This is a genomic window from Xanthobacter sp. BG11Y11_SDJG (genome assembly GCF_057364445.1).
On the sequence record NZ_JBNFNU010000156.1, the window covers coordinates 1 to 9125 of the forward strand.

General features: G+C 69.5%; 9 protein-coding genes and 1 pseudogene. 4 read left to right on the forward strand and 6 right to left on the reverse strand.

Features of this window, described 5'->3' with window-relative positions; genetic code table 11:
* A pseudogene (locus tag AC2W7M_RS13755) lies at positions 1-197 on the forward strand (hypothetical protein); the annotation flags it as partial.
* Here AC2W7M_RS13755 and AC2W7M_RS13760 read toward each other — a convergent pair.
* The 4 genes from AC2W7M_RS13760 to AC2W7M_RS13775 all read right to left on the reverse strand — a co-directional run bounded on the left by AC2W7M_RS13760 (position 185) and on the right by AC2W7M_RS13775 (position 4960).
* Positions 185-1171, reverse strand: coding sequence for a glutathione S-transferase family protein (locus AC2W7M_RS13760; RefSeq protein WP_486132838.1), 987 nt, complete (start codon positions 1169-1171; stop codon positions 185-187). The pseudogene AC2W7M_RS13755 and the gene AC2W7M_RS13760 overlap by 13 nt on opposite strands.
* Positions 1172-1412: 241 nt before the next feature.
* Positions 1413-2180 carry an aldolase/citrate lyase family protein gene (locus AC2W7M_RS13765; RefSeq protein WP_486132839.1) on the reverse strand — a complete coding sequence of 256 codons (768 nt, stop codon included), beginning with the start codon at positions 2178-2180 and terminating at the stop codon, positions 1413-1415.
* A gap of 18 nt (positions 2181-2198) precedes the next feature.
* Positions 2199-3935 (reverse strand): L-arabinonate dehydratase, encoded by a 1737-nt coding sequence (araD, locus tag AC2W7M_RS13770; RefSeq protein ID WP_486132840.1) that lies wholly within the window; start codon positions 3933-3935, stop codon positions 2199-2201.
* A gap of 53 nt (positions 3936-3988) precedes the next feature.
* Positions 3989-4960 carry a Bug family tripartite tricarboxylate transporter substrate binding protein gene (locus AC2W7M_RS13775; RefSeq protein ID WP_486132841.1) on the reverse strand — a complete coding sequence of 324 codons (972 nt, stop codon included), beginning with the start codon at positions 4958-4960 and terminating at the stop codon, positions 3989-3991.
* Between the two features lie 197 nt (positions 4961-5157).
* On the opposite strand from AC2W7M_RS13775, the gene AC2W7M_RS13780 reads away from it, so the two are divergent.
* From AC2W7M_RS13780 to AC2W7M_RS13790, 3 genes are all read left to right on the forward strand, one after another.
* Entirely contained in the window at positions 5158-6000 is an 843-nt protein-coding gene (locus AC2W7M_RS13780; protein ID WP_486132842.1) for a GntR family transcriptional regulator, read from the forward strand.
* Positions 5969-6733 (forward strand): helix-turn-helix transcriptional regulator, encoded by a 765-nt coding sequence (locus tag AC2W7M_RS13785; RefSeq protein WP_486132843.1) that lies wholly within the window; start codon positions 5969-5971, stop codon positions 6731-6733. The genes AC2W7M_RS13780 and AC2W7M_RS13785 overlap by 32 nt, the downstream gene beginning before the upstream one ends.
* Before the next feature lie 271 nt (positions 6734-7004).
* Entirely contained in the window at positions 7005-7829 is an 825-nt protein-coding gene (locus AC2W7M_RS13790) for a hypothetical protein (RefSeq protein ID WP_486132844.1), read from the forward strand.
* Here the strand turns inward: AC2W7M_RS13790 and AC2W7M_RS13795 are convergent.
* Positions 7820-8740: an HAD-IC family P-type ATPase gene (locus AC2W7M_RS13795; protein WP_486132846.1), complete on the reverse strand. Its 921-nt coding sequence runs from the start codon at positions 8738-8740 to the stop codon at positions 7820-7822. The two genes, AC2W7M_RS13790 and AC2W7M_RS13795, sit on opposite strands and share 10 nt — an antisense overlap.
* Positions 8632-9125: HAD family hydrolase (locus AC2W7M_RS13800; RefSeq protein ID WP_486132845.1), on the reverse strand; the 494-nt coding region annotated here is incomplete at its 5' end. The genes AC2W7M_RS13795 and AC2W7M_RS13800, both read right to left, overlap by 109 nt.

Sequence of the window (9125 nt, forward strand, 5' to 3'; positions counted from 1 at the left end):
GACCCCAGGGCCGAGCCCGCTTGCGCGCCTACGAGGCGGCGCGGCGCGCGCGCACCGCCATGATCCAGGGGGCGGCACGGCGCAACGGCATCGTCTACCACCTCTCCGGCCCGCCGCGCATGGCGCGCGACCTGGTGCTGCGCCGCACCGGTGGCGACAGCCTGCTCAAGCGCTATGGCTGGATCTACGGCGCCTGAGTTTCCGCGAACGCGACCGGAGCGCGGTCGTGCGGGGCGTCGAGGTCCAGAGCCGGGCCGGCCGGCACGATGCCGGTGGGATTGATGGTCTTGTGGCTCTCGTAATAGTGCCGCTTGATGTGGGTGAAATCCACGGTGGGGCGCACCTGCGGCAGCTGGTAGAGCGCGCGCAGATAATTGGACAGCGCCGGATAGTCGGCGATGCGGCGGATGTTGCACTTGAAGTGCCCGACATAGACCGCGTCGAACCGCACCAATGTCGTGAACAGCCGCACGTCCGCCTCGGTCAGCACGTCGCCGGCGAGGAAGGGCTGGCGCGACAGCCGCTCCTCGAGCCAGTCGAGCTGGCGGAACAGCTGGGCCACCGCCTCCTCATAGGCCGCCTGCGTGGTGGCGAAGCCGGCGCGGTAGACGCCGTTGTTCACGTCCGGGTAGACGCGGTCGTTCACCGCGTCGATCTCGGCCCGGAGCGGGGCGGGATAAAGGTCGATCGCCACGTCCGTCACCGCCGCGAAGGCGGCATTGAGCATGCGGATGATCTCGGCGGATTCGTTGCTGACGATGGTGCCGCGCGCCTTGTCCCACAGCACCGGCACCGTCACGCGGCCGGAATAGGCCGGGTCGGCGGCGGTGTAGACCTCATGGAGGCGGGTCTTGCCGAGGATCGGGTCCGGCGCGGCGAAGGTCCAGCCATCCGCGCCCATGAACGGCTCCACCACGCTCACCGAAATGGCGTCCTCCAGCCCCTTCAGCGCGCGCACGATGAGCGTGCGGTGGGCCCAGGGACAGGCGAGCGAAACGTAGAGATGATAGCGCCCCGCTTCGGCCCGAAACCCGCCCTCGCCGGTGGGGCCGGCCCCGCCCTCTGCGGTGACGAAGTTGCGGAAGCGCGAGGCCTGCCGCTCGAACCGGCCGCCGGTGGCCTTGGTGTCGTACCACTGGTCTTGCCAGACGCCGTCGACGAGCAGGCCCATAGCATGTCCTTTCCGTACGGCGCGGGAGCGGCGCCTGCGGAAGAGATGGCGTCCCGACGCCGGGACGCAATGTGTAAGAGCCTCGGGAAAGTCTGACTTGCACGAATGCAAAGAGCCGCCAGCATCCTGCCCCGGCGCGGGTCGGGGCATCCCCCGCGCCGCCTGTCCGGCGCGCACGGCACCGGCCGAGAACCCTGCTGCCGAGAGCCGGACGGGCCGGCGAAGACCGCCGGCCCTTCGCTCAGCCCCGGAACTTTCGCGCCAGCGCCTCCGACCCGCGGGCCAGGATGCCCACGTCGGAGCCGACGGCGGTGAACACGCTGCCGGCGGCGATGTAGCGGCGCGCCAGCGCCTCGTCGCCGGTGAGGATGCCGGCGCGGTTCCCGGCCTTGCCGATGCGGGCGATCATGTCCTCGATCAGCGTGACGATGGCCTCGTCCCCCTGCCCGCCCAGATGGCCGAGCGCGGCGGAGAGGTCGCCGGGGCCGATGAACACGCCGTCCACCCCCGGCACGGCGGCGATGGCGTCGAGATGGTCGAGGCCGAGCTTGGATTCGATCTGCACCAGCACGCAGATCTCCTCGTGGGCGCGGGCATAATAGTCGCTCACCCGGCCGTAGCGCGAGGCGCGCGAGGCGGAGGCGAAGCCGCGCACCCCGTGCGGCGGATAGCGCGTGGCGGCGACCGCAGCGGCCGCCTGCTCGGGCGTGTCCACCATGGGGATCAGGAAGCTCTGCACCCCGGCATCGAGGAAGCGCTTGATGACGACGGTGTCGTTCACCGGCGGGCGCACGATGGGCTGGGTCGCCGGATATTCCATCATGGCGTGAAGCTGGTTCACCACCTGCGGCAGCTCGTTGGGCGAGTGCTCGGTGTCGATCAGCAGCCAGTCGAAGCCCGAGCCGGCGAGGATCTCCACCGACACATGGTTGGCAAGGCTCGACCACAGGCCGATCTGCTGGCGGCCGGCATGGATGGCGCGCTTGAAGGTGTTGGCAGGCACGTCCAAGGGAATGGTCCTTCTTCGTCAGTAAATGGCGGGCTCGCCGACGGGGGCGCCGAAGGCGGTCTCAAGGAAGTCGAAGTCGCAGCCCTCATTGGCCTGGCCGATATGGCGCGAGAACATCCAGCCATAGCCGCGCTCGAAACGCGGCTCCGGGGCGGGCAGAGCGGCGCGGCGGCGCGCCAGTTCCTCCTCCGGCACCAGCATGTCGATGCTGCGGTTCGGCACGTCCACGCGCACCAGGTCGCCGGTGGCGATGAGCGCCAGCGGGCCGCCCACATAGCTCTCCGGCGCCACGTGCAGGATGCAGGCGCCGTAGCTGGTGCCGCTCATGCGGGAATCGGAGATCCGCAGCATGTCACGCACGCCCTGCTTCACCAGCTTCTTGGGGATCGGCAGCATGCCCCATTCCGGCATGCCCGGCCCGCCCAGCGGGCCGGCATTGCGCAGGACGAGGACGTGGTCGGGCGTCACGTCGAGGCTCTCGTCCTCCACCGCCGCCTTCATGCTGGGATAGTCGTCGAACACCAGCGCCGGCCCGGTATGGACCCGCAGGTGCGGCGCGCAGGCGCTCGGCTTGATGACGCAGCCGTCGGGCGCGAGGTTGCCGCGCAGCACGGCGAGCGCGCCCTCGGCATAGATCGGATTGTCCAGCGGGCGGATCACGTCGTCATTATAGACCGTGGCGCCCTCCAGGGTCGCGCCGAGACTGCGGCCGCAGACCGTGAGCGCATCGAGATGAAGCAGTGGCTTGAGGCGTCCCATCAGCGCCGGCAGGCCGCCGGCAAAGTAGAAGTCCTCCATCAGATAGGCCTCGCCCGAGGGCCGCACATTGGCGAGCACCGGCACGATGCGGCTCGCCTGGTCGAAATCGTCGAGCGAGATGTCGCAGCCGGCGCGCCGCGCCTGGGCGATCAGGTGGATGATGGCGTTGGTGGAGCAGCCCATGGCCATGGCCACCGTGATGGCGTTCAAGAACGCCGGACGGGTCTGGATGCGGGCCGGCACGAGGTCCTCCCACACCATGTCGACGATGCGCCGGCCGGAGGCCGCGCACATGCGCATGTGGCTGGCATCGGCGGCGGGGATGGAAGAGGCGCCGGGCAGCGTCATGCCGATCGCCTCGGCGATGGCGGTCATGGTGCTGGCGGTGCCCATGGTCATGCAGTGGCCGTAGGAGCGGGCGATGCCGCCCTCGATCTCGTTCCAGGCCTCCTGGTCGATGTTGCCGGCGCGCCGCTCGTCCCAGAACTTCCAGGCATCCGAGCCGGAGCCCAGCATCTTGCCGTTCCAGTTGCCGCGCAGCATCGGCCCGGCCGGCACGTAGATGGCCGGCACGCCGGCGCTGGTGGCGCCCATCAGGAGCGCGGGGGTGGACTTGTCGCAGCCGCCCATCAGCACCGCCCCGTCCACCGGGTGGGCGCGGATCACCTCCTCCACCTCCATGGCCAGCATGTTGCGGTAGAGCATGGAGGTGGGCTTGAGGAAGGTCTCGGACACGGAGTGCACCGGGATCTCCAGCGGGAAGCCGCCGGCCTGGAACACGCCGCGCTTGATGTCCGCCACGCGGTCCTTGAAGTGGGCGTGGCAGGAATTGAAATCCGACCAGGTGTTGAGGATGGCGATCACCGGCTTGCCGGCCCAGTCCTCGGGCGCGTAGCCCATCTGCCGCAGCCGCGAGCGATGGCCGAAGCTGCGCAGGTCGTCATCGGCGAACCAGCGGGCGCTGCGCAGCGCGTCGGGGCTCTTGGGGGGCGTCATGAAATTGTCCTCGGGAACGGCCGGGCCTCGACGGGAGGCCCGGCGACTCATCGTCAGTTGGTCTCGATCTTTCCGGTCTTCACCACCTCGCGCCAGCGCTGTTCCTCGCCATTGCGGAAGACGACGAATTCCTCGGGCGTGATGGCCACCACATCGAAGCCGAGGCCGTTGAACTTGGCCTTCACCTCGGGGTCGTTGAGGCTCGCCTTCAGCGCCTCGTAGAGCTTGGCCTTCACCGGGGCCGGCAGTCCCTTGGGGGCGGCGGCCGCCTGCCAGGAATAGACGTCGATGCCGTCGACGCCGGCCTCCTTCATGGTGGGCACGTCGGGCAGCACCGCATTGCGCTCGTTCGCCGTGACCGCCAGCGCCTTCAGCTTGCCGGCCTTGATCTGGTTCGCCACCGCGCCGAGATTCTGGAACGACACGTTGGCGTGGCCGGCGATCAGATCGGCGATCGCCGGTCCGCCGCCCTTGTAGGGCACGTGGACGCCGCTGGTGCCGGTCTTCTGCCAGAACAGGGCCGCCGTCAGGTGGTCCGAGGAGCCGACGCCGGAGGAGGCGAACGTCACCTTCTCCGGGTTCTTCTTGAGATGGTCGACCAGTTCCTTGACCGAGTTCACCGGGAAATCGGGATTGGCCACCAGCACATTGGGGGTACGCACCGCGACCGTGAGGAGGTCGAGGTCCTTGCCCGGCTGGTAGCTGAGATTGGGGTTGAGCGCCGGGTTGATGGCGAACACGCCGATGGAGCCCACCAGCAGGGTGTAGCCGTCCGGCGCCTGGCCCTTCACGTGGCTCGCGCCGTTGGCGCCGTTCGCGCCGGGACGGTTGTCGATCACCACGGTCTGGCCGAGCTTCTCCTGCATCTTCGGCTGGATGAAGCGGGCGGTGCTGTCGGAGGCGCCGCCGGGCGGGAACGGCACCACCACCGTGATCGGCCGATCGGGAAACGGTCTGGGCGGAGCGACCGGCGCGCACGCGAACGCCGCGGCGAGCGCGAGCGGGATGATCTTCAAGCGGGACATGTTTCCTCCTGTCGCTTGGACGCGATGAGGGCGGAGACGCGGCCTCAGATTGGCGTGGCGCTGCGGCTCCCCCCAGCCCTTGCGGGCGGCGCCGGTCGCGTCCACGGCCTTAGGCTCTCGTTCTGCGGGTCCGGCTGGTGGATTAAAACGCTAATGCATTAGTGAAGTCAAACACGAACTGGGCTATGCTCAGCGCCATGGACTCCCTGCTCTCCTCCGCAAGGCCGCCCCGCGATCCGTCCCGTCATGCGGCGCCGCAGGTGTTCGACTATCTGCGCGAACGCATCATCGCGCTGGAGCTGCCGCCGGGCACCCTGATCTCGCGGGCCGAGCTTCAGGAGCTGTTCGGCTTCTCCTCCACCCCGGTGCGCGACGCGCTGATGCGGCTGCAGGAGGAGGGGCTGGTGGAGATCTTCCCCCAGCACGCCACCATCGTCAGCCCCATCGACCTGAAGCTGGCGCGCCAGGCCCAGTTCCTGCGCCGCTCGCTGGAGCAGGAGGCGGTGCGCACCATCACCCTCTCTGTAGACCGCGCCGCCGTGGTGGCGCGCCTGGAGACCGTGATCGAGGTGCAGGCGACGCTGCTCGGCCGCGGCGATCTCCCGGGCTTCGAGACGGCCGACCGCGAATTCCACCGCGTGTTCTTCGAGACCGCGGATATTGCCGGCCTGCATGCGATGGTGCGCCGCTATTCCGGCCATATCGATCGCATCCGCCGCCTGCATCTGCCCATGCCCGGCAAGGCGGCGCAGGTGATCGCCGACCACCGTGCCATGTCGCCGGCATCGCTTCCGGCGACGTGGTGGAGGCGCAGGAGGCGCTACGCGCCCACCTGTCGAAGTCGCTCGCCTTCACCGCCGACCTGCGGGCACGCTGGCCGGACTATTTCCGCGACTGAGCCGCGGCGCCGGCCGGTTGCGCGCGAGCTTCACCTTGACTACAGGCTGTTGCGCGGGATCGGAGCGCGCCGCGGCGCGCCGGCTTTGAGTCATGGCAATGATCGCAGACGTGCAGGCGCGTGTGTTCGCGCTCTGGGATGACCTTTCGGAATTCGAGGCCGGGCAGTGCGAGCCGGCCGCGGCGCATCTGATGGACGTGCTGTGCGCGGCCACGGGCGCCTGGAACGCCACCTGGGCCGGAGCGGTCCGGGTCGGGGGCGCGGCGGAGGGCGATCCGCTCCGGGGCTGGCGCGTCGCCGCGGTTCAGGCGCTGAAGCCAGTGGCCCCCCATGAGGACGAGGGCCACTTCAAGGAGATCCTGAAGGAGTGGGAACGGCGTGAGATCGACCCGTCCTTCCTCTTGCCAATGCGGGATGTGGGCGCCTTCCGCACCTATGCCTTCCGGCGCGATCTGCCGGCGGACTGGTTCGAGACCGCCTTCTACCGGCGCCACTACGAAGCCGTGGGCACGCGGGACGCGGTCTTTGTCGCCTTCCCGCTGAACCAGGACTGCGAATCCCATTTCGGCTTTTATGCCGACCGGCCGTTTTCGCCCGACGCGATCGCGCTCCTCGGCTACGCCCTGCGGGGCATCAAGTGGTTCCACCGCCATCTGATGATGGGCTCCGGACTGCTCGCGGCCTCGGCGCCACTGACGCCGGCCGAGCGGCGGGTGCTGCAACTTCTGCTCACCAAGGCATCGGAAAAGGAAATCGCCCGGCAGGCGGAGATCGCCACCTCCACCGCGCACCAGCACGTCACCAGCATCTTCCGCAAGTTCGGCGTCCGCAGCCGGGCCGAGCTGATGAGCCTGTGGCTCCGGCGCGCCGGCTGAGGCGGACGGCATCCGGGAGAGCCGCGGCGGCTTGATCTTTGCGGCCAGAATGCCGGTGTCCCGCTGCGGAACCGCTCGGCGCGACCGGCGGGCGGTGGGGTACCTAGGCGCAAGTCTATGACACATAAAGACTTTAGCCGCAGGCGCCCAAGGTGTTGCGTCGGCGCCATGCAGCGCGCGCTGGCGCAAGCGGGGCCGTCCAGCCCCCTGTCGCCGCATGGAAATTCGCCTAAGATTCCCCGGCGCACAAAGGTGCGGGCGGGGGCGTGTCATGGGTCTGGGTCTGGGTCTGGGTTCACCGAGGTCGGCACGTCTCGCCGCGGCGCTCCTCGCCGCCATGGCGGTTGTCCCGCCGGTCCGCGCCGCCGACCTGACGACGCCGGCCGCGCCGGCCGCGCCCGCGTCCGGCTGGGAGTTCCAGGCCACCTTGTACGGCTGGGCCACCAGCCTCACCGGCGACATCGGCGCGCGCAATCTGCCGTCGATTCCGGTCAATGTGAGCTTCGGCGACATCCTCGGCCACCTCGACGGCGCGATCATGGGCGACTTTCTCGCCAAGAACGGCGACTGGACCCTGCTCGCCGACGTGTTCTGGTCGAAGCTGTCCGCCGACAAGACGGTCGGCTTCGCCGGGCCGCAGCTGGACTTCAGCCAGCGCCTGCTGGTGATGCAGGGCATTGCCGGCTACCGGCTGCCCGTGGGGCCGGACAATTTCGACCTCAGCGCCACCGCCGGCTTCCGCTATCAGCGCCTGAGCGTCGACACCACGCTCACGCCCGCGGGCCTGCCGTTCGGCCTGTCGTCCTCGGACGTGAAGGACTGGCTGGACCCGGTGTTCGGCCTGATGCTCCAGTATCAGTTCAACGAGCGCTGGTTCCTCAACGCCATCGCGGACGTGGGCGGCTTCGGCCTCGGCTCGAAGCTGACCTCCCAGGGCTTCGTCGCGGTGGGCTACAATTGGAACAAGTCCTGGTCCACCGCCATCGGCTACCGGGCGCTCTATACCGACTACGAATCCATCACCGGGCCGCGCCAGAACTTCCGTTACAACACCACCCTGCACGGCCCCATGTTCAGCATCGGCTATCACTTCTGAGCGTCGTTTGACGCTTGTCCGAGGGCGGTCAGGGCGCGGCCGGCCTCGCCGAGGGCGAGCGGCAGCAGGCTGAAGCCGAGGATGGCGATCCACATGGCCGCGTCCGGCGGCACGAGTTGCAGCACGCCGGCGAGGGGCGGCACGTAAGGTGGGATCGCCAGCAGGCCGGTGCACAACGCCAGCGCGCCCCAGACCCAGCCATTGGCAGTGATCTCGTTGCGCACCAGGCCTGCGTCCGCCTGGCGCATGTTGAAGACGTGCCAGAGCTGGGCGAATGCGAGCGTGAGGAAGCTCACCGTGACGATCCCTGCCCCGTCGAGGCGAAGGCCCCACACGGCATAGCCGAGGGCGGAAAAGGTCGCGAGCGTGATCGCCCCCGCATGCAGGACGATGCCACGCCACTGCCTCCGGCCGAGGAGCGGCTCCTTGGGATCGCGCGGCGCGCGCTCCAGCACATGCCGGTCGCCTTCGCCCAAGGCGAGCGCGAAGGCGGGGAACACGTCGGTGACGAGGTTGAGATAGAGGATCTGCAGCGGCAGGATCGGCAACGGCAGGGTGGAGAGCACGGCGATGCCCACCACCAGCACCTCGCTGAGGTTGCAGGCCAAAAGGAAGGCCACCAGCCGGCGGATGTTGGCGAAGATCACCCGCCCCTCGCGGATCGCCTTGACGATGGTGGGGAAGGCATCGTCCATCAGGATCATGGCGGCGGCCTCGCGCGCCACGTCGGTGCCGCGCTGGCCCATGGCGACGCCGATGTCCGCCTGCTTCAGGGCTGGGGCGTCGTTCACCCCGTCGCCGGTCATGGCCACCACGGCGCCCGCTTTCTGCCAGGCGCGCACCAGATCGAGCTTCTCGGATGGGCTGACGCGGGCGAACACGTCCACCCGCGAGACCGCGCCCCCGCGCACGAGCTCGCCCACCGCCCGCCCTCGGCGACGGCGATGTCCGCACCGTCCGGCGCCAGCCCCACCTGACGGGCGATGGCGCGGGCCGTCACCGCATGGTCGCCGGTGACCATGACGACGCGGATGCCTGCGCGCCGGCAGTCGGCGATGGCGGCGGGCACATCCGGCCGCGGCGGGTCCTCCAGCCCCACGAGACCGATGAGGGTGAGGCCCTCATAGGGCGCGGCATCGGCCCAGGCGTCGGTGCGCACGGCGCAGGCGATGACCCGCAGTCCTTGGGTTCCCAGCGCCTCCACCCGCTCGCTCCAGCCGGCGCGCGCCTGCGGTCCGAGCCGGCGTGCGGCGCCGTCCGCCAGCTCGAAGTCGCAGGCGGCGAGCACCGCCTCCG

Coding starts and splice junctions, on each gene's coding strand:
- AC2W7M_RS13780 (WP_486132842.1), top strand. CDS start 5,158: ATGGACTCCCTGCTCTCCTCCGCAAGGCCGCCCCGCGATCCGTCCCGT.
- AC2W7M_RS13760 (WP_486132838.1), bottom strand. CDS start 1,171: ATGGGCCTGCTCGTCGACGGCGTCTGGCAAGACCAGTGGTACGACACC.
- AC2W7M_RS13790 (WP_486132844.1), top strand. CDS start 7,005: ATGGGTCTGGGTCTGGGTCTGGGTTCACCGAGGTCGGCACGTCTCGCC.
- AC2W7M_RS13775 (WP_486132841.1), bottom strand. CDS start 4,960: ATGTCCCGCTTGAAGATCATCCCGCTCGCGCTCGCCGCGGCGTTCGCG.
- araD (WP_486132840.1), bottom strand. CDS start 3,935: ATGACGCCCCCCAAGAGCCCCGACGCGCTGCGCAGCGCCCGCTGGTTC.